Origin of the sequence: Kitasatospora fiedleri (genome assembly GCF_948472415.1) — a bacterium.
Taxonomy (GTDB): Bacteria; Actinomycetota; Actinomycetes; order Streptomycetales; family Streptomycetaceae; genus Kitasatospora; species Kitasatospora fiedleri.
Window position 1 is genome coordinate 1,365,820 of record NZ_OX419519.1, and the last position, 20,727, is coordinate 1,386,546.

Annotated in this window: 17 protein-coding genes and 5 pseudogenes; 5 read left to right on the forward strand and 17 right to left on the reverse strand. The window is 72.9% G+C overall.

Features of this window, described 5'->3' with window-relative positions; genetic code table 11:
- Positions 1-4: 4 nt before the first annotated feature.
- The 14 genes and pseudogenes from secF to pgsA form a co-directional block, all read right to left on the reverse strand.
- Positions 5-1,117: a protein translocase subunit SecF gene (gene secF / locus QMQ26_RS06635; protein ID WP_100835285.1), complete on the reverse strand. Its 1,113-nt coding sequence runs from the start codon at positions 1,115-1,117 to the stop codon at positions 5-7.
- A gap of 3 nt (positions 1,118-1,120) precedes the next feature.
- Positions 1,121-2,919, reverse strand: a pseudogene (secD, locus tag QMQ26_RS06640) (protein translocase subunit SecD).
- Positions 2,920-3,066: 147 nt separating this feature from the next.
- Entirely contained in the window at positions 3,067-3,450 is a 384-nt protein-coding gene (gene yajC / locus QMQ26_RS06645) for a preprotein translocase subunit YajC (RefSeq protein ID WP_233533830.1), read from the reverse strand.
- 181 nt (positions 3,451-3,631) lie between these two features.
- Positions 3,632-4,717, reverse strand: coding sequence for a Holliday junction branch migration DNA helicase RuvB (ruvB, locus tag QMQ26_RS06650; protein WP_282205078.1), 1,086 nt, complete (start codon positions 4,715-4,717; stop codon positions 3,632-3,634).
- A 100-nt stretch (positions 4,718-4,817) separates the two neighbouring features.
- Positions 4,818-5,429, reverse strand: coding sequence for a Holliday junction branch migration protein RuvA (gene ruvA, locus QMQ26_RS06655; protein ID WP_100835289.1), 612 nt, complete (start codon positions 5,427-5,429; stop codon positions 4,818-4,820).
- 86 nt (positions 5,430-5,515) lie between these two features.
- Positions 5,516-6,145 carry a crossover junction endodeoxyribonuclease RuvC gene (ruvC, locus tag QMQ26_RS06660; RefSeq protein ID WP_282205079.1) on the reverse strand — a complete coding sequence of 210 codons (630 nt, stop codon included), beginning with the start codon at positions 6,143-6,145 and terminating at the stop codon, positions 5,516-5,518.
- Positions 6,146-6,256: 111 nt separating this feature from the next.
- On the reverse strand, positions 6,257-7,012 hold the full coding sequence (locus QMQ26_RS06665) for a YebC/PmpR family DNA-binding transcriptional regulator (protein WP_014134592.1): 756 nt from the start codon (positions 7,010-7,012) through the stop codon (positions 6,257-6,259).
- Positions 7,013-7,110: 98 nt separating this feature from the next.
- Positions 7,111-7,722 carry a pyridoxal 5'-phosphate synthase glutaminase subunit PdxT gene (pdxT, locus tag QMQ26_RS06670; RefSeq protein ID WP_100835290.1) on the reverse strand — a complete coding sequence of 204 codons (612 nt, stop codon included), beginning with the start codon at positions 7,720-7,722 and terminating at the stop codon, positions 7,111-7,113.
- A 105-nt stretch (positions 7,723-7,827) separates the two neighbouring features.
- Positions 7,828-8,676 (reverse strand): pyridoxal 5'-phosphate synthase lyase subunit PdxS, encoded by an 849-nt coding sequence (pdxS, locus tag QMQ26_RS06675; RefSeq protein WP_404814157.1) that lies wholly within the window; start codon positions 8,674-8,676, stop codon positions 7,828-7,830.
- Between the two features lie 208 nt (positions 8,677-8,884).
- A complete protein-coding gene (locus tag QMQ26_RS06680) occupies positions 8,885-9,430 on the reverse strand; it encodes a hypothetical protein (RefSeq protein WP_100835292.1) in 546 nt (181 codons plus the stop codon).
- A gap of 19 nt (positions 9,431-9,449) precedes the next feature.
- Complete coding sequence (locus tag QMQ26_RS06685) at positions 9,450-9,812, reverse strand: tautomerase family protein (RefSeq protein WP_282205080.1); 363 nt, start codon at positions 9,810-9,812, stop codon at positions 9,450-9,452.
- 28 nt (positions 9,813-9,840) lie between these two features.
- A complete protein-coding gene (locus QMQ26_RS06690) occupies positions 9,841-11,016 on the reverse strand; it encodes a glycosyltransferase family 4 protein (RefSeq protein ID WP_282205081.1) in 1,176 nt (391 codons plus the stop codon).
- Positions 11,013-11,918, reverse strand: coding sequence for a phosphatidylinositol mannoside acyltransferase (locus QMQ26_RS06695; RefSeq protein WP_282205082.1), 906 nt, complete (start codon positions 11,916-11,918; stop codon positions 11,013-11,015). Before QMQ26_RS06695 ends, QMQ26_RS06690 begins: the two co-directional genes overlap by 4 nt.
- On the reverse strand, positions 11,915-12,571 hold the full coding sequence (gene pgsA, locus QMQ26_RS06700; protein ID WP_282205083.1) for a phosphatidylinositol phosphate synthase: 657 nt from the start codon (positions 12,569-12,571) through the stop codon (positions 11,915-11,917). Before pgsA ends, QMQ26_RS06695 begins: the two co-directional genes overlap by 4 nt.
- Before the next feature lie 128 nt (positions 12,572-12,699).
- Here pgsA and QMQ26_RS38690 point away from each other — a divergent pair.
- The 3 genes and pseudogenes from QMQ26_RS38690 to QMQ26_RS38700 form a co-directional block, all read left to right on the forward strand.
- Positions 12,700-13,038 (forward strand): annotated as a pseudogene (locus QMQ26_RS38690) (GTP-binding protein); the annotation flags it as partial.
- A gap of 47 nt (positions 13,039-13,085) precedes the next feature.
- Positions 13,086-13,580 carry a hypothetical protein gene (locus QMQ26_RS38695; RefSeq protein ID WP_449768970.1) on the forward strand — a complete coding sequence of 165 codons (495 nt, stop codon included), beginning with the start codon at positions 13,086-13,088 and terminating at the stop codon, positions 13,578-13,580.
- Positions 13,508-14,717: pseudogene (locus tag QMQ26_RS38700) on the forward strand (elongation factor G-like protein EF-G2); the annotation flags it as partial. The gene QMQ26_RS38695 and the pseudogene QMQ26_RS38700, both read left to right, overlap by 73 nt.
- 12 nt (positions 14,718-14,729) lie before the next feature.
- Here the strand turns inward: QMQ26_RS38700 and QMQ26_RS06710 are convergent.
- Positions 14,730-15,152, reverse strand: a complete 423-nt coding sequence (locus tag QMQ26_RS06710) for a thiol-disulfide oxidoreductase DCC family protein (RefSeq protein ID WP_100835298.1) — start codon at positions 15,150-15,152, stop codon at positions 14,730-14,732.
- A gap of 190 nt (positions 15,153-15,342) precedes the next feature.
- Here QMQ26_RS06710 and QMQ26_RS06715 point away from each other — a divergent pair, with 190 nt between their 5' ends.
- Positions 15,343-17,139, forward strand: a complete 1,797-nt coding sequence (locus tag QMQ26_RS06715) for a hypothetical protein (RefSeq protein WP_282205084.1) — start codon at positions 15,343-15,345, stop codon at positions 17,137-17,139.
- Here the strand turns inward: QMQ26_RS06715 and QMQ26_RS06720 are convergent.
- Together QMQ26_RS06720 and thrS are read right to left on the reverse strand one after the other, a co-directional pair.
- Positions 17,054-17,610: pseudogene (locus QMQ26_RS06720) on the reverse strand (HIT family protein). The gene QMQ26_RS06715 and the pseudogene QMQ26_RS06720 overlap by 86 nt on opposite strands.
- Before the next feature lie 84 nt (positions 17,611-17,694).
- A pseudogene (gene thrS / locus QMQ26_RS06725) lies at positions 17,695-19,673 on the reverse strand (threonine--tRNA ligase).
- A 259-nt stretch (positions 19,674-19,932) separates the two neighbouring features.
- Here thrS and QMQ26_RS06730 point away from each other — a divergent pair.
- Positions 19,933-20,706 (forward strand): exonuclease domain-containing protein, encoded by a 774-nt coding sequence (locus tag QMQ26_RS06730; RefSeq protein ID WP_282205085.1) that lies wholly within the window; start codon positions 19,933-19,935, stop codon positions 20,704-20,706.
- The last annotated feature ends 21 nt before the right edge of the window (positions 20,707-20,727 follow it).

Here is a 20,727-nt window from a genome sequence, read left to right on the forward strand (position 1 = left end):
AGGGTCAGCGCTTGCCGGACGGCCGGCCCTTGCCTCGGGCGCGGCCGGCCGGCTGGTTACGCTGTCCGACCATACCGGCCGGAACCTCGTCCCCGGTCACGTCCGCACTGTCGGGGTCCTCACCCCGGGCCTCGGCCTCGGCCGCGGCCTTGGCCTCCGAGGCGCGCCGCTGGGCGACCCGCTTGGCCAGCGCCTTCATGTCCGGGGACTGCTCCTTGAGCTGCGCGAGCAGCGGGGTGGCCACGCAGATGGAGGAGTAGGCACCGGCCGCGAGGCCGATGAACAGGGCCAGCGAGATGTCGTTCAGGGTGCCGGCGCCGAGCAGGCCGCCGCCGATGAAGAGCAGCGCGGAGACCGGCAGCAGGGCCACCACCGTGGTGTTGATCGAGCGCACCAGGGTCTGGTTGAGGCCGTGGTTGGCGGCCTCGCTGTAGGTGCGGCGGGACTGCTTGGTGAGGCCCCGGGTGTTCTCCTTCACGGTGTCGAAGACGACGACCGTGTCGTAGAGCGAGTAGCCGAGGATGGTCAGGAAGCCGATCACGGTGCCCGGGGTGACCTCGAAGCCGACCAGGGCGTAGACGCCGATGGTGATCAGGAGGTCGTGGATCAGGGCGACCAGGGCGGCCACCGCCATCCGCCACTCGAAGGCGATCGCCATGTAGACGGTGACCAGCACCATGAAGACGATCAGGCCGGTCAGTGCCTTCTTGGAGATGTCGGCGCCCCAGGAGGGGCCGATCACCTGGGCGTTGACGTCCTTCTCCTGGACGCCGACCGCCTCGGAGAACTCCTTGGTGAAGGTGGTCGCCGGGATCGACTCCTGGGCGCTGACCTGGATGCGGACGTCGCCCTTGTCCGTGGTCTGCACCAGCGCGGTGTGCGAGCCGATGATCCGGTCGGCGGTGTCCTTCGCCTGGGAGGCGCTCAGACCGGGCTTGTGCACGGTGTAGACCGAGCCGCCCTTGAACTCGATGCCCAGGTGCAGGCCCAGGGCCAGGCCGATGCCGGCCACCAGGACGATCACCGCGGAGATCGAGTACCAGATCTTCCGCTTGCCCACGAAGTCGAAGGAGACCTCGCCCTGGTAGAGGCGGTGACCGATGTTGCGGAGCGACATGGGTCAGACCTCCTGGGTCGTGGTGGGACGGCGGCGGGAGCCGCGCAGCGGCGGACGGGCGCCGAGCCGCTTCGGGTCCAGGCCGGACAGCGGGTGGCCGGAGGCGAAGAACTTGGTGCGGGCGAGCAGGCTGATCAGCGGCTTGGTGAACAGGAAGATCACCACGACGTCGAGCAGGGTGGTCAGGCCCAGCGTGAAGGCGAAGCCCTGCACCTTGCCGACCGACACCAGGTACAGCACCGCGGCACACAGGAAGGAGACGAAGTCCGAGACCAGGATGGTGCGCCGGGCCCGCGGCCAGGCGCGCTGCACGGCGGCCCGCAGCTGGGCGCCCTCGCGGACCTCGTCCCGGATGCGCTCGAAGTACACGATGAAGGAGTCCGCGGTGATGCCGATCGCGACGATCGCGCCGCAGACCGCGGGCAGGTTCAGCGCGAAGCCGATGCCCGCGCCCAGCAGGCTCATGATCGACCAGGTCAGGATGCCCGAGACGACCAGGCCGGCGATCGAGATCAGGCCCAGGCCGCGGTAGTAGACCAGCGAGTACGCGACCACCAGCAGCATGCCGATCAGACCGGCGATCAGACCGGCCTTCAGCTGCTCGGAGCCGAGCTGCGGGGAGACCGTGGTGACGTCGCTCTTCACGAAGTCCAGCGGGAGCGCGCCGTAACTCAGCACGTTCGCCAGCGACTTGGCGTCGTCCGAGGTGAAGCTGCCGTTGATCACGGCGCTGCCGCCGGTGATCGACTCCTGCACGTACGGGTGGGAGACGACCTGGCCGTCCAGCACGATGGCGAACTGGTTGGCCGGGGAGGACTGGGTTGCCAGCTGGCCGGTGGTGGAGGCGAAGGCCTTGGAGCCGGCGTCGTTGAACGACAGGTCGACCATCCAGCCCTTGCCGGTCTGGGTGTCGTACACGGCCTGCGCCTTGGTGACGTCCGAGCCGTTCACCGCGACGCCGCCGAGCACGAACTTGTACCAGAGGCCCTGCTCCGCGTCGTACGAGCAGGCCAGCGCCGGGGCGGTCTGGTCGCTGGTCTGGTAGTTCTTGCGCTGCTCCTTGACCGAGCAGTCCAGCGCGGCGTACTGCTGCTGGAGCGCGGCGGTGGCGGGGTCCGGGGTGGGCGCGGCGGCCGGGTCGGCGGCGGGCGCGGAGGCCGGGGCGCTCGGCTGGGCGGCCGGGGCGGAGGCGCCGGCGCTCGCGGAGGCCGTCGGGTCGGCCTGGAGCGCGCCGGAGAGGGCGCGGCCGGCCTTGCTGGCGGACGCGGAGGCGGACGCCGGGCGGAGGCCGCGCCGGAGGAGCCCGCGGCGGCGGAGGCACCGGCCGAGGCCGAGGCGCCCGCGCTCGGGGCGGCGGAGGCCGCGGCGTCCGGGGAGGCGGACGGGTCGGCCGGCTGCGGGGCCACGCCGGACGGCTCGGCGGCCAGCACCGGGCGGAAGTAGAGCTTGGCGGTGTCGCCGACCTTGTCGATGGACTGCTGCGTGTTACCACCGTCGGGAATGTTGACGATGATGTTGGCATTGCCCTGGGTCTGCACCTCCGCCTCGGAGACGCCCATGCCGTTGACGCGCTTCTGGATGATGCCGACCGCGGTGTTCAGATTGGTCTTGTTGACCGCGGAGGGGTCGTCCGACTTTGCGGTCAGCGTGACGCTGGTGCCACCGGCGAGGTCGATACCGAGACGGGGCTTGGTGTTGCCCGTCCCGAACATGAGGGCCACAAGGCCGACGGTGACCACCAGGATGAGCGCCAGCGCCCGTCCCGGGTATCCGTCGCGCGACCGCGACTTGGGTGTTGCCACCTTGCTCGTTTCTCCCTGTCCATGCCGCCCGGCGGCCGGCCTCCGACCCCGCGCTGGCGGGGGCGGAAGGCGGCGGACGCACGACGGCCCAAGAGGTCCTGTTGGGCTTGCGGCGGATGCCGCTGGTCGAGGGTGCCCCCGACCGTACTACTTGCTCTCGGGAGCCTCGGCGTCGGCCTTCGCCTCGTCCTTGGACAGGCTCAGGGGCTTCTCGTCGGCATCCGCGTCGACGGCCTCCTCGGCCTCGTCCTCGACGGGGCGGCCGTTGATGATCGCGTCGTACTCGAGCGGCTCCAGGACGGCCGCGATCGCGCCCTTGGTGTAGTGGGCCACCACACCGGGGGCGACCTCCAGCTCGACCGTCTCGTCGTTGACCGCCTTCACCAGCGCGTACATGCCGCCGATGGTGCGCACTCCCGATCCCGGCTGCAGCGCGGACTGCATGGTCTGCGCCTGGGCCTGTCGCTTCTTCTGCGAGCGGAACATCAGGAAGATCGCGAGGAGCGGGAGGATGAGGATGATCAGGTTCACGGCCAGGGTCCTTTACGGCCGCTCTCGGCGACCAGTGCGTATACGTCGGCCCGTCGGGTGAGAGGGGCGGTCCGGCGGAGTCTAGGCGACCCGCACTGAACGGACAACGCCAAGCATGCCAGTGTGCCGCCGGAAGTGGCGAGCCTTGGCATGCACATAAACTCCCGATAAGGCGGCCGAGTTATGCCTGGCCGTCGGCCCACAGCCCGTTCTGCTGCCCGCCCCGGCCCGGCCTCGGACCGCCGGGCGCCGGCGGCGGGGTCAGCCCCAGGTGCCGCCAGGCCGCCGCGGTGGCGATCCGCCCGCGCGGGGTGCGCGCCAGCAGGCCCTCCCGGACCAGGAACGGCTCGGCCACCTCCTCGACCGTCTCCGACTCCTCGCCCACCGCCACCGCCAGCGTGGACAGGCCCACCGGACCGCCGCCGAACAGCTTCAGCAGCGCCTCCAGCACCGCCCGGTCCAGCCGGTCCAGGCCGCGCGCGTCCACCTCGTAGACCTCCAGCGCCCGCGCGGCGATCTCCCGGGTGACCAGGCCGTCGTGCCGGACCTGCGCGAAATCCCTCACCCGGCGCAACAGCCGGTTGGCGATCCGCGGCGTGCCGCGCGAGCGCCCGGCGATCTCGGCCGCGCCCGCCGGGTCGATCTCCACGTCCAGCAGGCCCGCCGAGCGGTGCACCACCCGTTCCAGCTCGGCCGGGGCGTAGAACTCCATGTGCCCGGTGAAGCCGAACCGGTCGCGCAGCGGCGGCGGCAGCAGCCCGGCCCGGGTGGTCGCGCCGACCAGCGTGAACGGCGGCAGCTCCAGCGGGATCGCGGTGGCGCCCGGGCCCTTGCCGACGATCACGTCGACCCGGAAGTCCTCCATCGCCATGTACAGCATCTCCTCGGCGGGCCGGGACATCCGGTGGATCTCGTCGAGGAACAGCACCTCGCCCTCGGTCAGCGAGGACAGGATCGCCGCCAGGTCGCCCGCGTGCTGGATCGCCGGGCCGGAGGTGATCCGGATCGGGGCGTTCAGCTCGGCCGCGATGATCATCGACAGGGTGGTCTTGCCCAGCCCGGGCGGGCCGCTGAGCAGCACGTGGTCCGGCGCCGCCCCGCGCTTGCGGGCCGCCTGGAGGACCAGCGAGAGCTGCTCGCGCACCCGCTCCTGCCCGATGAACTCCTCCAGCAGCTTGGGCCGCAGCGCCGCCTCCACCGCCTGGTCCTCACCGTCGGCGGACGCCGCCAGCAGACCGTCAACGGGCTCGGGCTCGTACGGGCTCATCGGAAGACTGCTCCCCATGTCGACTTGGCGACGGATCGCCACATTGCTTTACGGCGGTTCGGCGGGCCCGGCTCGGCGGGCCCGGCTCGGCGGGCCCGGCTCAGCGGGCCCGGTTCAGCCCGCGCAGGGCGAGCCGCAGCAGCGCCCCGACGTCCGGCACCGACTGCGCCTCGGCCTCCGGCGTCACCCGGGCCACCGCCTCCTCCGCCTCCCGCGGAGCGTAGCCCAGGCCCACCAGCGCGGAGTGCAGCTGCTCGTGCCAGGGCGCCGGGCCGGAGGCCACCGGCTTCTGCGCCGGGACGGTGCCGTGCGGGGCGCCGAGCTTGTCCTTGTACTCCAGCAGCAGCTTCGCCGCCTTCGCCTTGCCGATGCCGGGCACCGCGATCAGCGCCTTCTCGTCACCGCCCGCCACCGCCACCCGCAGCGCCTCCGGCGAGTGCACCCCGAGGATCGCCTGGGCCAGCTTCGGACCGACCCCGGGCGCCGCCTGGAGCACCTCGAAGGTCGCCCGCTCGTCGTCGTCCGCGAACCCGAACAGCGTCAGCGAGTCCTCCCGCACCACCAGCGAGGTGGCCAGCCGGGCCACCTCCCCCACCCGCAGCCGGGCCAGCGTGGCCGGCGTGCACTGCACCGCCATCCCCACCCCGCCGACCTCCACCACGGCCACCCCGGCCCCCACCACCGCAACCGGCCCCTGCACAAAGGCGATCATGGTGAAGTCGTTCCTCTCGACGGTTCCGATTGCTTGCCGCGCCCCGCACCCGGCGGGGCGGCGGGCCTACTCGACCTCCGGGCCCCTCAGGGCCGCGGGGAACTGCGCGAGCGGCCCGGCGCCCTGCCGTACGCCGCCCGGGGGGCGCCCGTCTGCGGCTCGGGCCCGTCCTGCTGCGCGGCGCCGTGCCAGGAGCCGCCGCCCGCGCCGTGCGCCTTGATCGCGGCGGTCAGCCGGTTGGTGGTGCCGCCGCGCCAGATGTGGCAGATCGCCAGCGCCAGGGCGTCCGCCGCGTCGGCGGGCTTGGGCGGGGCGTCCAGCCGGAGGATGCGGGTGACCATCGCGGTGACCTGGGCCTTGTCGGCCCGGCCGGAGCCGGTGACGGCGGCCTTGACCTCGCTGGGGGTGTGCAGCGTGACCGGGATGCCGCGCCTGGTCGCGCAGAGCACGGCGACGGCGGAGGCCTGCGCGGTGCCCATCACGGTGCGGACGTTGTGCTGGGCGAACACCCGCTCCACGGCAACGAGTTCGGGCGAGTACCGGTCCAGCCAGGACTCCAGGCCCTGCTCGATGGCGAGCAGCCGGGGGCCGAGCTCGTCCTCGGCCGGCGTGCGCACCACGCCGACGCCGAGCATCGCCAACTGCCGCCCGGGCAGCCCTTCGACCACCCCGACTCCGCACCTGGTCAGCCCAGGGTCCACACCCAGCACTCGCACGGCCACACCTCTCTCCGACCTGCGCAGGTTACCCCCGGCCGCCGACAACACCCCGGACACGCCACCGCCCGGCGACCGCGGAGAGCCACCGGGCGGAAGGGGGACGGGGGATCAGGCGTCCAGCTCGGCCATGATCTCGTCGGAGACGTCGAAGTTCGCGAAGACGTTCTGCACGTCGTCGCTGTCCTCCAGCGCGTCGATCAGCTTGAAGATCTTGCGGGCGCCGTCGGCGTCCAGCTCGACCTGCATGCTGGGGACGAAGTTGGCGTCGGCGGAGTCGTAGTCGATGCCCGCGTCGACCAGGGCGGTGCGGACCGCGACCATGTCGGTGGCCTCGGACATCACCTCGAAGGCCTCGCCGAGGTCGTTGACCTCCTCGGCGCCGGCGTCCAGCACGACGTCCAGGATCTTGTCCTCGTCCACGCCGTCGGCCTTGGGGACGATCACCACGCCCTTGCGGTTGAACAGGTACGACACCGATCCCGGGTCGGCCATGTTGCCGCCGTTGCGGGTCATCGCGACCCGCACGTCGGAGGCCGCGCGGTTGCGGTTGTCGGTGAGGCACTCGATCAGGACGGCCACGCCGTTGGGGCCGTAGCCCTCGTACATGATCGTCGAGTAGTCGGCGCCGCCGGCCTCCGCACCGGAGCCGCGCTTGACGGCCCGGTTGATGTTGTCGATCGGGACGGAGCTCTTCTTGGCCTTCTGGATGGCGTCGTAGAGCGTGGGGTTGCCGGCGGGGTCGCCGCCGCCGGTGCGGGCCGCCACCTCGATGTTCTTGATCATCTTGGCGAAGAGCTTGCCGCGCTTGGCGTCGATCGCGGCCTTCTTGTGCTTGGTGGTAGCCCACTTAGAGTGGCCGGACATCGCCAGCTCCTTTTCGTCGCCAATGGGAAATGAACAGGGGAGATCCTACCGGTGCCGCACCGTCAGGTGGCACACGGTCACCACGCCCGCGCGGGGTCTCAGCGCCCGGCGGCCTCGACCATCCGGACGAAGTACTCGTGGACGCGGTGGTCGCCGGTCAGCTCCGGGTGGAAGGAGGTGGCCAGCAGGTTGCCCTGGCGGACCGCGACGATCCGGGCGTCCGGGCCGTCCGCGGCCGGCACCTCGGCCAGCACCTCGACGCCCGTGCCGACCGCCTCGACCCAGGGGGCGCGGATGAACACGCCGGTGACCGGGTCGCCGGGCAGGCCCGCGAACGGGATGGCGGTCTCGAAGGACTCGTTCTGCCGGCCGAAGGCGTTGCGGCGGACCGTCATGTCGATGCCGCCGACGGTCTCCTGGTCGTCCCGGCCGTCCAGGATCTTGTCGGCCAGCAGGATCATGCCCGCGCAGGTGCCGTACACCGGCATGCCGGCCGCGACCCGCTCGCGCAGCGGCGCCATCAGGCCGAACAGCACCGCCAGCTTGGAGATGGTGGTGGACTCGCCGCCGGGCATCACCAGCGCGTCGACCTCGGCCAGCTCCTCCGGGCGGCGCACCGGCCGGGCCAGCGCGTCGGCGGCGGCCAGCGCGACCAGGTGCTCGCGGACGTCGCCCTGCAGGGCCAGGACGCCGATGGTGGGGGTGCTCACGGTCTCACTACCTCTTCGTTCTCGAACCAATGATCCGGGACGCCACGCAGCGGCCCGCCGCCCCCGGGGGCGGCGGGCCAGACGCGCGGGGCGTGCGTCGGCCGACTACCAGCCGCGGTTGGCGTAGCGCTCGGTCTCCGGCAGGGTGTCGCAGTTGATGCCGACCATGGCCTCGCCCAGGTTGCGGGAGGCGTCCGCGATGATCTTCGGGTCGTCGAAGAAGGTGGTGGCCTTCACGATGGCGGCGGCGCGCTTGGCCGGGTCGCCCGACTTGAAGATGCCGGAGCCGACGAACACGCCCTCGGCGCCGAGCTGGCGCATCAGCGCGGCGTCGGCCGGGGTGGCCACGCCGCCGGCCGAGAACAGCACGACCGGGAGCTTGCCGAGCTCGGCGACCTCGCGGACCAGCTCGTACGGGGCGCGCAGCTCCTTGGCGGCGGCGTACAGCTCGTTGTTGTCGAAGCCGCGCAGCTTGGCGATCTCGTTCTTGATCTGGCGCAGGTGGCGGACGGCCTCCACCACGTTGCCGGTGCCGGCCTCGCCCTTGGAGCGGATCATGGCCGCGCCCTCGGCGATCCGGCGCAGCGCCTCGCCCAGGTTGGTGGCGCCGCAGACGAAGGGGGTGGTGAAGGCCCACTTGTCGGAGTGGTTGACCTCGTCGGCCGGGGTGAGCACCTCGGACTCGTCGATGTAGTCGACGCCGAGCGACTGCAGGACCTGGGCCTCGACGAAGTGGCCGATCCGGGACTTGGCCATCACCGGGATGGAGACCGCCTCGATGATCTCCTCGATCATGTTCGGGTCGGACATCCGGGCCACGCCGCCGTCCTTGCGGATGTCGGCCGGAACGCGCTCCAGCGCCATGACCGCGACCGCACCGGCGTCCTCGGCGATCTTCGCCTGCTCGGCGTTGACCACGTCCATGATCACGCCGCCCTTGAGCTGCTCGGCCATGCCGCGCTTGACCCGGGCGGTGCCGACCTGGGGCTGCTCAGCGGAAGTGGGGGTGGTGGACACGTAAGACCTCACTCAGGGATGAACCGGTGCTATCGGTCTATCGTAGGCCCGGGGACCCCACGACCCATACGCCACATGGTCCAGGGCCGTCCCCGGCATACGACAATCAGGCCAGCGACCCGGTACGGCAGGAAACGCTGCCAGCCTACGCGGGCGCCCCCTCGGGCGTGAGGGCCACCGGGGGCTCGTCGTCCATCTCGAAGGCCATCGGGAACGGCGCCCGCCCCGCCAGCCGGAAGTAGCGCACCAGCCGGTGCTCGCGCACCGCCCGCGCCGCCCGCACCGCGTCGTTGTGGAAGCGCCGCGCCATCGGCACCCGGCGCACCGCCTCCACCAGGTCGCGCACCGCCTCCTCGCCGCCCGGCGCCTCGCGCACCGCGGCGACCTGCGCCGGCTCGTCCAGCACCGCCCGCAGCGCCAGGCTCAGCTCGCTCTCGGCCACCTCGCGCTGCTCGTCCTCGGCCTGCCGGGCCGCGTGCGCGGCCTCCAGCAGCAGGATCGACGCGGCCGGGTCGAGCAGCGAGGAGGTGGCCAGCTCCACCGCCACCGAGGAACGGCGCAGCAGCTGGGCGTCCAGCGAGGCCCGGGCGGCGTCGATCCGGGCGTGCAGCCGGTCGAGCCTGCCCGCCGTCCAGCTCAGGTAGAGGGCGGAGAGTGCGACGGCCGCAACGGCCCAGATCCAGGTAGCCACGGGGCGCTACGGTACCGGCTCAGCCCCCGAGGACGGCCGAGCGGTAGCCGTCCGGGTCGAGTTCGCCGACCTGGACGGCGGCCTGCACCGGCCCGGCCTCCGCCCCCAGGTACCCGGGCAGCGCCGCCAGCACGGCCTCGCCCAGCGCCGCCTTGGCCGCGGCGCTGCGGCCCGGGAAGACCTCGAACCCGACCACGACCAGCGCGAAGGTCTCGGCGTCCGCCCCGACCACCGCCTCCTCGGTCCGGCGGAACCGGGTCGTGCAGCCGGCCGGCCTGGCGTCCAGCAGCTTCACCGCCAGCCGGTTCAGGGCCAGGCCGAAGCCCCGCCGGTCGAAGGCGTCGGCGAGCCGGTCGCTGTAGTCGACGGTGATCAGCGGCATGCGGGGCTCCCTCTCCGGGCGGGGCGGTTCACCGGCTCGGACGCGGACGCCGGCCGGACGGTTCGACCTCCGCCACCGGGGGCCGCCCGTCGGTGACCGTCTCGTACACCGAGAGCACCTCGGCGCCGACCGTCTCCCAGTCGAAGCGCCGCACGTGCCGGGAGGCGGCCTCGCGCAGCGCCAGCAGCCGCTCCGGGCTGCCCAGCAGCTTGACCGCCGCGGCCGCCAGCGCGTCCGCGTCCTCGACCGGGAACAGCTCGCCGGCCGCGCCGCCGTCCAGCACCTGGCGGAACGCGTCCAGGTCGCTGGCCAGCACCGGGGCGCCCGCCGACATCGCCTCGACCAGGATGATGCCGAAGGACTCGCCGCCGGTGTTCGGCGCCACGTACAGGTCGACGCTGCGCAGCAGCCGGGCCTTGTCCCGGTCCGAGACCATGCCGAGGAACTCGACCCGGGCCCGCACCTCGGGCGCCAGGCCCGCCACCGCCTCCTCCTCGTCGCCCTTGCCGGCCACCAGCAGCCGCACCCCCGGGCGCTCGGCCAGAATCCGCGGCAGCGCGGCCAGCAGCGTCGGCAGGCCCTTGCGCGGCTCGTTGATCCGGCCGATGAAGCCCATGGTGCCGCCGGGCCCGCCCTCCGCCGCACCGCCCCGCCACGTCGGCTCCGGCTCGGCGTCCGCGAAGAACCGGACGTCCACGCCGTTCGGGATCACCACCGCGTCGCCGCCCAGGTGCTCGACCAGGGTGCGCCGGGCGTACTCGGACACCGCGATCCGGGCCGACATCTTCTCCAGGCCCGGCTGCAGGATCGGCGAGGCCGCGATCATCGCCCGCGAGCGCGGGTTGGAGGTGTGGAACGTCCCGACCATCGGCCCGGTCGCCGCCCACGCCGCCAGCATGGACAGCGACGGCGAGTTCGGCTCGTGCACGTGCAGGATGTCGAACCGGCCCTCGCGCAGCCAGCGCCGCACCCGGGCCGCCGACAGGATGCCGAAGCTCAGCCGGGCCACCGACCCGTTGTACGGCACCGCCACCGCCCGCCCCGCCGAGACCACGTACGGCGGCAGCGCCCGCTCGTCCTCCGCCGGGGCCAGCACCGACACCTCGTGCCCCCGCCGGATCAGGTGCTCCGCCAGGTCCCGGATGTGGAACTGCACGCCGCCCGGCACGTCCCAGTCGTACGGGCACACCACGCCGATCCTCACGACCGCACCTGCCGCGGGGTCAGGTCGGCCAGCCACAGCTTCTGCAGCATGTGCCAGTCCACCGCGTGCTCGCGGATCGCCTCCGCCCACACGTCCGCCATCGCCTGGGTCATCGCGGCGGCCTGCTCCTGCCGCGACCCCTCCCCGGACGGCCGGACCTCCGGGTGCACCTCGGCCCGCAGCAGCGGCCCGTCGTACCAGAGCGACACCGGGAACAGCGCCGCCCCGGTCCGCTGGGCGAGCGCCGCCGGACCGGCCGGCATCCGGGTCGGCTCGCCGAAGAAGTCCACCTGGATGCCCGCCTCGGAGAGGTCCCGGTCGCCCACCAGGCAGACCAGCTTCCCCTCCCGCAGCCGCCGCGCCAGCGTCCCGACCACCGAGACGTCGGAGCCGGTCAGCGCCAGCACCTCCATCCCCAGGCTCTCCCGGTACGCCACGAACCGGTCGAACAGCGACTCCGGCTTCAGCCGCTCGGCGACCGTGGTGAACGGGAACCCGCCCGCGGACGCGATCCACGCGCCCGCCAGGTCCCAGTTCGCCATGTGCGGCAGCGCCAGCACCGCGCCGCGGCCCGCCGCCATCGCCTCGTTCAGCTGCTCCAGGCCCTTGACCGTTATGGCACCGGCGATCCGCTCCCGGCTCCAGGTCGGCAGCCGGAACGACTCCCGCCAGTACCGCAGGTAGGAGCGCATCCCGGCCCGGGACAGCTCCCGCAGCCGGGCCGCGTCCGCGTCCGGGTGGACCCGCGACAGGTTGGCCTCCAACTGCCGCACCCCCTTGCCCTGCCGCCGCCACGCCACGTCGGCGATGGTGTCGAACAGGCCGCGGGCCACCGGCTCGGGCAGGTGCTTCAACCCCGCCCACCCGGCGGCGTAGGCCGCGGCGACCAACCGTTCCCTCACTTGACCCCCTCGGCGGCGGCCGCCGCCTCCAGCTCCGCCGACTCCCGGCGCACCGTCAGCATCCGCTGCGCCACCGTCACCAGACTGCCCGCCGCGACCGCCCACAGGGCGATCGGCAGCAACCACTCGATGTACGGCACCCCGAACGTGTGCAGGCCCGCGAGCCCGGCCGCGGTCAGGCTGATCACCAGGCGCTCGGCCCGCTCGACCAGCCCCGAGACGTCCACCGGGAAGCCCAGCGCCTCGCCGCGCGCCTTGGTGTACGACACCACCTGGCCGCTGGCCAGGCAGAAGACCGACACCGCGCACAGCAGGTCGTTGTTCCCGCCCCCGGCGTACCACATCGCCAGACCGCCGAAGATCGCCGCGTCGGCGACCCGGTCCAGCGTCGAGTCCAGGAACGCGCCCCACTTGCTGGAGCGGCCCGCCTGGCGGGCCATGTTGCCGTCCACCAGGTCGGAGAAGATGAACAGCGTGACGGTGATCACGCCCCAGAAGAACTCCCCGCGCGGGAAGAACACCAGCGCGCCGGCCACCGAACCGGCCGTACCGATCAGCGTGACCGCGTCCGGACTGACACCCCACCGCAGCAGCATCGCCGCGAACGGGGTGAGGACACGTGTGAAGAAGGCACGCGCGTACTTGTTGAGCATGGCCTTCCGGTCCGCTCCGCTCCTCGGATTGGCACCCGCGGGCCGCATGCCCCGCCGGGCGGCCGCGCGAATGCACCCGCCCGGCCGGACAATGGTATCCACGCTGATCGAGCGGCAGGAGGCCAGCCATGCCGGACCGGACGGCCCACACCCCCGCACCGCCCGCCGACCGACCCGACCGGCTCCGCAACGTGGCCCTGGTCGGGGCCGGCGGAGCCGGGAAGACCACCCTCGCCGAAGCGCTCGCCCGCACCGCCGGCGTCCTGACCAGAGCCGGCACCGTCCCCGACGGCACCACCGCCGCCGACTGGGAGGACGTCGAGCACCGGCAGCAGCGCTCCGTCCAGCTCGCGCTCCTCCCGCTCCCCTGGCGCGGGCTCAAGGTCAACCTGCTGGACGCCCCCGGTTACGCCGACTTCGCCGGCGAACTCCAGGCCGCCCTGCGCGCCGCCGAGGCCGCCCTGTTCGTGCACTCCGCCGCCGACCCCGAAGTCCCCCGCCCGGTCCGCGCCCTGTGGCAGCGCTGCGAGGACGCCCGCCTCCCCGCGCGATCGTCCTCACCCACCTCACCACCGCCCGGGTCCGCCTCGACGACGTGCTGCGGATGCTCCAGGACACCCTCGGCACCCCCGACACCGTCCGCCCCCTGCACCACGTCGACCTGCGCGACGGACACCTGCACGGCGCCACCGACCTGCTCACCGGCCGGGTCTACGGCACCCCCGGGGACGCCCCCGACCTCGACGCCGAACGCGCCCGCCTGGTCGAGGCCCTGGCCGGCGAGGACGACACCCTGCTGGCCCGCTACCTCGACGGCGCGGGGCTCGACACCGCCGCCCTCACCGCTGGACTGCGCCGCGAACTGCTGGCCGGCACCCTGCACCCCGTCCTCGCCACCGCCCCGACGGCACCGGCTGCGACGCCCTGCTCGACCTGGTCGCCGACGCCTTCCCCTCCCCCGCCGACCGCACCGACGGACTCCCCGCCGCCGACCCGGACGCCCCCGTGACCGCCCAGGTCGTGCACACCGGCGAGGACCCCTACCTCGGCCGCCTCAGCCTGCTCAAGGTCTTCGCCGGCACCCTGCGCCCCGACACCACCGTCCGGCTCCCCGACGGCACCGAGGAACGCCTCACCGCCCCGCACAGCCCGCTCGGCCGCCACCTGCGCCCCGTCCCGCAGGCCGTCGCCGGCGACCTCGCCACCGTCACCCGGCTCACCGCCGCCCGCACCGGCGACACCCTCACCACCGACCGCCCCGGCCGCACCGTGCTCCCGCCCTGGCCGCTGCCGAGGCCCTGCTCCCCACCGCCGTCCGGGCCCGCTCCAAGGCCGACGAGGACCGGCTCTCCAGGCCCTCGGCAGGCTCGCCGCCCAGGACCCGGCCCTGCGGGTCGAACAGGACCCCGACACCGGCCAACTCGTCCTGTGGTGCACCGGCGAGGCCCACCTCGCCGTCACCCTCGACCGCCTCACCACCCGCCACGGCGTCCACGTCGACACCGTCCCCTACGAGGTCGCCCTGCGCGAGACCTTCGCCGCCCCCGCCGACGGCCACGGCCGGCACGTCAAGCAGTCCGGCGGCCACGGCCAGTACGCCGTCTGCGACCTCACCGTCGAACCGCTGCCCGGCGGCGGCTTCGAGTTCGTCGACCGCGTCGTCGGCGGCGCCGTCCCCCGCCACTTCGTGCCCTCGGTCGAGAAGGGCGTGCGCGCCCAACTCGCCCGCGGCCTGCGCGGCCACCCGATGACCGACGTCAAGGTCACCCTCACCGACGGCAGGGCGCACTCCGTCGACTCCTCCGACGCCGCCTTCCAGACCGCCGCCGCCCTCGCCCTCAAGGAGGCCGCCGACCACACCGCCGTCGAGGTCCTGGAACCCGTCGACGAGGTGCGCGTCCTGCTCCCCGACGAGTACCAGGGCGCCGTGCTCGCCGACCTCTCCGCCCGGCGCGGACACGTCCTGGGCACCGAGATCGGCGGCGAGGGCCTCAGCCTGGTCCGCGCCGAGGTCCCCGCGCTCGAACTCGCCCGCTACCCGCTCGACCTGCGCTCGCTGTCGCACGGAACCGGCCAGTTCACCCGCGCCTACCTGCGGCACGCCCCGATGCCCGCCCACCTCGCCGCCCGGCACACCGGCGGCTGACCGCGCGGCCGGTCAGGAACGCCGCGGCAGCGCGCACGCCGGAGTGCCGCCCGGCATCCGGTCCCGGTTCCTCGCCACCCAGCGGTAGACCGCGTCCGCCACCGGCCGCACCGGCGCCAGCGCCAACGCCCCGCCGACCCACGCCCACAACCCGCCCGACCGCATCAGCAGCCGCGCCACCGCCTGCGCCCCGCCGTACACCCGGCGGTCCGGCGTCACCCACAGCACCTCCCGCTGCGCCCGCTCCGCCGTCACCTCCCCGCCGGTGAACTCCTCCAGCGCCGCTAGGTCCGCGAACTGGAACGCCACCGCCTCCCAGCCCGCCGAGGACAGGCTCTGTCGCGGGTAGCGCTCCGCCCACCGCACGCAGCTGGAACAGAACGCGCAGTCGCCGTCGAAAACCAGCACCGGGCCCGGTGCGTACGCACTCGTCATGCCGCGATCCTCCACCCCCGCGGCACCGGCCGACAAACCGGGAGCGTCGAACCCGTCTCCACGGGGCACCATGTCCCCGGAACGGCCGCGCGCGGCCGAGATGTGACCCAGGATCAGCCGATGATCCGCACAGTCCCGCCGCCGCACGGTAACCTGCCGCAGATCGACCAGGGGAGAAGGAGCTGCACAGGTGACTCAGCTCGACATGACGCCGGGCGCGCAGGTACCGCGGACGGACGTCGGCAACCAGACCGCGGTCACCCAGGCGTTCTCCTCCGCCGCCTACCGCACCGGCGACGTCAGGGAACTCGAGGCGCTGACCGGCGTCACGGTCAAGGACGGCAAGTTCGAGCTGTTCCGCCCCAGCGCCGGCGAGGCGTTCAGCCGCGCCCTGATCGACCGCACCCTCGGCGGCGGCCGCAAACCGCTGGTCCCCTCGCACGGCACCGACGTCCGGATGGTCGTCGAGCACTGCCTCGCCGCCCAGGACCTGCGCGAGGCCCGGGACCGCAAGCTCTCCGGCCTCAGCCTGCTGTTCGGCCTGCTGTTCCTGCCCGGCACCCTGGTCTGGCTGGGCGCCTACCAGGTCCGCGCCTGGCTCAGCGGCAAGAGGTCCGCCGGCCTGGACGGCTTCCTCGGCACCCTGGTCATGCTGCTCGTCTTCGGCCTGGCGCTGGTCCTGGCGTTCTGGCCGCCGTTCCACGGCGTCCTCGGCCTCTACTTCCGGATCGTGATGCTCGGCCCGGTCCTCGGCTGGTACCTCGCCAAGCGCACCGTGGTCGACAGCGTCGCCCAGCAGCGCGCCCGCTGGGGCGACCTGGTCGGCGGCAGCCCGGTCGCCGCCATCGTCCCCAAGGCCGTCCCCAAGGACCACCTCGACAAGAGGGCCAACACCCTCAAGGCCGGCCTGGACCGCCTCAGCGCCGAGCAGAACACCAACATCCAGCACTACGCCGGGCCCAAGGGCATCCTCGGCATCGGCGCCCGCTGGGCCGAGTGGTCCCTGCGCGAGGACCTCCGCCCCGCCGAGGGCCACCCCGACTTCCGGGTCTTCCACGTCGCCGACCTGACCCGCCGGATCGCCGACCGCCTCTCCGGCCTGACCAGCAGCGAGGTCCCCAACGGCGGCCTGCCCAAGCCGATGATCAGCCACTGGGTGGTGCTGGACACCGGCGAGGGCGCCGACGAGATCGGCCGCCCCTCCGGCCCCGACATGGACGGCGACCGGATGCGCGACTTCGCCGTCCAGGAACTCGCCAGCAAGCAGAGCTTCGGCTCCGACACCCGGCACCGGATCGCCGTCCAGTTCGTCCTGCACAAGGGCCAGTTGGTCTCCACCATCGTGATCAACGTGATGGTCCTGGCGCAGAACCTGCAGATCCACGTCACCCCGCACACCCTCGGCCCGATCAACGGCTACTTCACCGGCAAGCCGAAGACCCCCGAGAAGGACGTCTCCAAGACGCTCCGCTTCTGGGAGACCCGCACCGTCCAGCTCCCGGTCGTCAACGACACCGAGGTGGTCCGCCAGGCCGTCCGCGCCCCGTTCCACAAGAACCCCGGCCTGCTGAAGTGGCTCGGCGGCGGCATCTCCTTCCCGAACCGCTCTGCCTGCGCCAGGCCTGGGCCGACCCGACCTGGAACAGCCGCTACAAGTCCGACGACACCATCTACCTGCCCAGCCCGGTCCTCGGCATCATCCACGCCGCCGTCATCGAGTTCCTCGACGAGCACGACGTCGCCACCGACCGGATCGCCAACCGCTCCAACATGCTGCGCAGCGAGATCCAGGGCGCCCGCCCGTTCCGCGCCGACAAGTACGACGCCGGCTGACCGGCCCGCGAACGGCCGCAGGGCGTGCGGGAACCCTCCCGCACGCCCCTGTCCGCGTCCCGGACCGGTCAGGCCGGCCACACCTCGGCCAGCACCTTCCGGGTGTCCGCCAGCAGCTGCGGCAGCACCTTCGTGTGCCCCACCACCGGCATGAAGTTGGTGTCCCCGCCCCAGCGCGGCACCACGTGCTGGTGCAGGTGCGCGGCGATCCCCGCCCCCGCGGCCGCCCCCTGGTTCATCCCGATGTTGAACCCGTGCGCCCCGAGGCCGCCCGCAGCGCCGTCATCGCCTTCTTGGTGAACTCCCCGAGCTCCGCCGTCTCCGGCCCGTCCAGCTCGGTGTAGTCCGCGACGTGCCGGTACGGCACCACCATCAAGTGCCCGCCGTTGTACGGGTACAGGTTCAGCACCGCGAACACCGACTCGCCCCGCTGCACGATCAGCCCGTCCTCGTCGCTCAGCTTCGGGATCGAGCAGAACGGACAACCGTCGTCGGGAGCCGGCCCGGTGGGCTTGTTCTCGCCCTGGATGTACGCCATCCGGTGGGGTGTCCACAGGCGACGGAAGCCGTCCGGCTCCCCCACGCCCCGCTGCAGTTCCGGCTCACTCGTCATGCCCGCCAGCATAAGCGCCGCGGCCCGCGAACAGAGCGGCGCGGGGCGGACTCCCGGAGGAGACCGCCCCGCACCGCCGCGTCAGTCCGGCAGGGGTCAGACCTGCACCCGGCTGCGCACCGCCTCGACGATCTCCGCGATCGCCTCGGCCTTCGGCACGCCGTTCTTCTGCTCGCCGCTGCGGTAGCGGAACGACACCGCGCCCGCCTCGACGTCGTCGTTGCCCGCGATCAGCATGAACGGGGTCTTCGAGCGCTGGGCGTTGCGGATCTTCTTCTGCATCCGGTCGTCCGAGGTGTCCACGTCCACCCGGACCCCGTGCTTCCTCAGCTCCGCCGCGACCTCCTGGAGGTACGGCACGTGCTCGTCGGTGATCGGGATGCCGGTCACCGTGACCGGGGCCAGCCACGGCGGCATCGCGCCCGCGTAGTGCTCCAGCAGCACCGCGAAGAACCGCTCGATCGAGCCGAACAGCGCCCGGTGGATCATCACCGGCCGCTGCCGCGAGCCGTCCGCCGAGGTGTACTCCAGCTCGAAGCGCTCCGGGAGGTTGAAGTCGAGCTGAATGGTCGACATCTGCCAGGTCCGCCCGATCGCGTCGCGCGCCTGCACCGAGATCTTCGGGCCGTAGAAGGCCGCGCCGCCCGGGTCCGGCACCAGCGGCAGGCCCTGCTTCTCGGCCACGGCCGCCAGCACGGCGGTGGCCTCCTCCCACGCCTCGTCGCTGCCGACGAACTTCTCCGGGTCCTTGGTGGACAGCTCCAGGTAGAAGTCGTTCAGGCCGTAGTCGCGCAGCAGGTCGAGGACGAAGGTGAGGGTGCGGTCCAGCTCCTCGGCCATCTGCTCGCGGGTGCAGTAGATGTGCGCGTCGTCCTGGGTGAAGCCGCGGGCCCGGGTCAGGCCGTGCACCACGCCGGACTTCTCGTACCGGTACACGGTGCCGAACTCGAACAGGCGCAGCGGCAGTTCGCGGTAGGACCGGCCGCGCGCGTCGAAGATCAGGTTGTGCATCGGGCAGTTCATCGGCTTGAGGTAGTAGTCCGTGCCCTCGTCGAGCTGCATGGGGGGGTACATGCCGTCGGCGTACCAGTCGAGGTGGCCGCTGGTCTCGAACAGCTTCCCCTTGGTGGCGTGCGGGGTGTAGACGAACTCGTAGCCCTCCTCCTCGTGCCGCTTGCGCGAGTAGTCCTCCATGGTGCGGCGGATGATGCCGCCCTTGGGGTGGAAGACGGCGAGGCCGGAGCCGATCTGCTCCGGGATGGAGAAGAGGTCGAGTTCGTTGCCGAGCTTGCGGTGGTCGCGCTTGGCGGCCTCCTCCAGGAAGTCGAGGTGCGCCTTGAGCTCGTCCTTGGAGGGCCAAGCGGTGCCGTAGAGGCGCTGCAGCATGGGGTTGCGCTCGCTGCCGCGCCAGTACGCGGCGGCGGAGCGCATCAGCTTGAAGGCCGGGATGTGCCGGGTGCTGGGCAGGTGCGGGCCACGGCAGAGGTCGCCCCAGCAGACCTCGCCGGTCTTCGGGTCGACGTTGTCGTAGATGGTGAGCTCGCCGGCCCCGACCTCGACGTCCGCGCCCTCGCCGGCGGTCGCGGCCGAGCCCTTGAGGCCGATCAGCTCCAGCTTGTAGGGCTCCCCGGCGAGCTCCTCGCGGGCGGCCTCGTCGGTGACCACCCGGCGGGAGAACCGCTGCCCCGCTTGATGATCTCCTGCATCTTCTTCTCGATGGTCTTGAGGTCGTCCGGGTGGAACGGCTTCTCGACGTCGAAGTCGTAGTAGAAGCCGTCCCGGACGGGCGGGCCGATGCCGAGCTTGGCCTCGGGGAAGACCTGCTGGACGGCCTGGGCCATCACGTGGGCGGTGGAGTGCCGCAGGATGTCGAGGCCGTCGGGGCTGGAGATCACGACGGGTTCGACCTCGTCGCCGTCCTGGACGGCGTAGGCGAGGTCCTTGAGCTGGCCGCCGACCCGGGCGGCGATCACGGCGCGGTCGTCGGCGAAGAGCTCGGCGGCCGTCGTGCCCGTGGTCACCACGCGCTCTTCCCGATCGGGTTCGCGGTTGATGATGATCCGGACGTCCGTCACCGGTCTCTCCTGACGTTCTGGCTACCGTGGTGCAGCAGAACCGCTGCACCGTGCATGGTACCGAGCCGGGCCGCGTGCCCGTCGCCAAGGCCCGTTCGCGGACGGCGTGATCATTCGGTCACTTTCCGCGACGATCCGGTCGTCGGGACGGTTGACCGCGCGTCAAGTGCGGTATCACTCCTGCACGGCGCTGCCGCTGCACCGGTCCTCGGTGGCAGCGGCCGCCGGGCAAGGATCGTGCGGCGTCTGAGGGGGCGTCATGCAGCAGCTCCGTTCCTGGTACCACGGTCCGCTGGCGTCCTTCGACACCGAGACCACGGGTGTGGACGTCGAGCGGGACAGAATCGTTTCGGCCGCCCTGGTGGTGCAGCCCGCACCGGGCCGGGAGGCCGCCGTCCGCACCTGGCTGGCGAACCCGGGGGTGCCGATCCCGGAGCCGGCCCGCGCGGTGCACGGCATCTCGGACGAGCAGGTCCGGGCGCACGGCCGGCCGCCGCGGACGGTCGCGGTGGAGGTGGCGCTGGCCCTGGCCGAGCAGTCCCGGGCGGGCGTGCCGCTGGTGGTGATGAACGCCCCGTACGACCTGACGCTGCTGGACCGGGAGTTGCGCCGGCACGGGGCGGGGTCGCTGCCGGAGGTGCTGGGCGGCGCGGAGCTGCTGGTGCTCGATCCGCGGGTACTGGACAAGCAGCTCGACCGCTACCGCAAGGGGCGGCGCACGCTGACCGACCTGTGCGCGCACTACGGCGTCGAGCTGGTGGGCGCGCACGACGCGGCGGCGGACGCGCGGGCGGCGATGGAGCTGGTGCGCGCGGTGGCCGCCCGGCACGCGGCGCGCCTGGGCGGGCTGTCGCCGGCCGAGCTGCACCTGCGGCAGGCGGTGTGGCACGCGGCGCAGGCGCGCGGCCTGGAGCGGTGGTTCGAGCGCTCGGGCACCCCGGAGCGGGTGGACACGGCCTGGCCGATGCGCCCGGCCCGCTGCCACTGCGGTGCGCGCCTGGAGCCGGGCCACGCCTGCGGGTTGGCGGCCTGACGCAGCGTCGGGGCGGTCCGG

What these genes read in the sequence shown, in the direction of transcription:
- pdxS (WP_404814157.1), bottom strand. Translation starts at nt 8,676, where the DNA reads ATGGCCGAGCAGCTCAAGGGCGGCGTGATCATGGACGTGGTCAACGCC.
- QMQ26_RS06665 (WP_014134592.1), bottom strand. Translation starts at nt 7,012, where the DNA reads ATGTCCGGCCACTCTAAGTGGGCTACCACCAAGCACAAGAAGGCCGCG.
- QMQ26_RS06685 (WP_282205080.1), bottom strand. Translation starts at nt 9,812, where the DNA reads ATGCCGCTGATCACCGTCGACTACAGCGACCGGCTCGCCGACGCCTTC.
- pgsA (WP_282205083.1), bottom strand. Translation starts at nt 12,571, where the DNA reads ATGCTCAACAAGTACGCGCGTGCCTTCTTCACACGTGTCCTCACCCCG.
- secF (WP_100835285.1), bottom strand. Translation starts at nt 1,117, where the DNA reads ATGTCGCTCCGCAACATCGGTCACCGCCTCTACCAGGGCGAGGTCTCC.
- QMQ26_RS06710 (WP_100835298.1), bottom strand. Translation starts at nt 15,152, where the DNA reads ATGACGAGTGCGTACGCACCGGGCCCGGTGCTGGTTTTCGACGGCGAC.
- ruvA (WP_100835289.1), bottom strand. Translation starts at nt 5,429, where the DNA reads ATGATCGCCTTTGTGCAGGGGCCGGTTGCGGTGGTGGGGGCCGGGGTG.
- ruvB (WP_282205078.1), bottom strand. Translation starts at nt 4,717, where the DNA reads ATGAGCCCGTACGAGCCCGAGCCCGTTGACGGTCTGCTGGCGGCGTCC.
- QMQ26_RS06730 (WP_282205085.1), top strand. Translation starts at nt 19,933, where the DNA reads ATGCAGCAGCTCCGTTCCTGGTACCACGGTCCGCTGGCGTCCTTCGAC.